The following is a 1482-nucleotide window of genomic DNA, read 5'->3' as shown; positions in this document are numbered from 1 at the left end:
ATCCGGATCCGCCACCACCACCGACAACAACCGACCAAAACGACCGGCCAACCCCTCAACCGACACCCGATCAAACAGATCAGTAGCAAACTCGAAGACACCGACAAGACCCGCAGGACCGCCTTCCGCGTCCTGCTCCTCGTGCACGCTCAGCTGAAGATCGAACTTGGCGGTGCCGTAGCCGGTCGGCTCGCTGGTGAACGACAGTCCGGGCAGCCGGAAGTCCGCCTGGGCGTTGTTCTGGAAGGTCAGCATCACCTGGAACAGGGGGTGCCGGGACATCGACCGGGCCGGGTTCAGCACCTCCACGAGCTGCTCGAACGGCACGTCCTGGTGCGCGAACGCCCCCAGGTCCGTCTCGCGCACCCGCTCCACCAGTTCGCGGAAGGTGGGGTCACCCGACACATCCGTCCGCAGCACCAGCGTGTTGATGAAGTAGCCGACGAGGTCGTCCAGTGCCTCGTCCGTGCGGCCGGCGACCGGCGAACCGATCGGGATGTCCGTCCCCGCACCCAGCCGGGACAGCAACGCGGCGAACGCCGCCTGCACCACCATGAACACACTCGCGCCCGACTCCCGGGCCAGCGTGACAAGCCCTCGGTGCACCTCCGCGTCGAGCTCGAACACCAGGTGGTCGCCCCGGTGAGAAGCGACGGCGGGGCGGGGTCGGTCGAAGGGCAGTTCCAGCTGGTCGGGCAGGGCTGCGAGTTGCTCCTGCCAGTAGGCGACCTGCCTACTGAGCAGGCTGTCCGGGTCGGACTCGTCGCCGAGCAGGTCGCGCTGCCACAGCGCGTAGTCCGCGTACTGCACCGGCAGCGACTCCCACGCGGGGGCGCTCCCCTCGATTCGAGCCTCATAGGCACTTGCCACATCCCGCGCCAACGGCGCCATCGACCAGCCGTCACCAGCGATGTGATGCAACACCACCACCAGCACATGCACGTCCTGCGACACCGCGAACAGACACACTCGCACCGGGATTTCCGCGCTCAGTTCGAAGCCCTGGGTCACGACCTCCGCGACCGCTGCCGCAACGTTCTCCTCTGCGATCTCCGTCACGGGCAGGGAAAGAGCAGCCTCTTCCCCGTCCAGCACCTGCTGGTACGGGGTGCCGTTGGCATTCTCCAAGAACAGCGTGCGCAGGCTCTCGTGGCGCGCGACCACGTCACGGAGCGCCGCCGCCATCGCCTCTCGATCCAGGCGGCCGGTGAGCCGCAGCGCAATGGGCACGTTGTACGTGGCCGCCGAACCCTGGATGCGGTTGAGGAGCCACAGTCCGCGCTGGGCGGGAGAGAGGGGAGGTTCGGCGGGGCGGGGCCCCGGGATGAGGGCGGCCCGGGCCATCCCTCCCTCCGCGGCCAGCCTCTCCGCCAACTGCACTACGGACGGTCCCTCGAAGAGGGCTCGGAGGGGGAGTTCGATGTTGAGTACGGTGCGGATGCGGCTGATGACGCGGGTGGCGAGGAGGGAGTGGCCGCCGAG

At 68.2% G+C, this 1482-nt stretch carries 1 protein-coding gene; it reads right to left on the bottom strand.

Going from position 1 to position 1482, the window contains the following annotated elements:
- On the bottom strand, positions 1-1482 hold a 1482-nt coding region (locus ACWD3E_RS43295), incomplete at both ends, for a condensation domain-containing protein (RefSeq protein ID WP_451392945.1).

The organism is Streptomyces sp. NPDC002676 (genome assembly GCF_053592455.1).
This window is presented reverse-complemented; position numbering and strand designations above follow the sequence as displayed.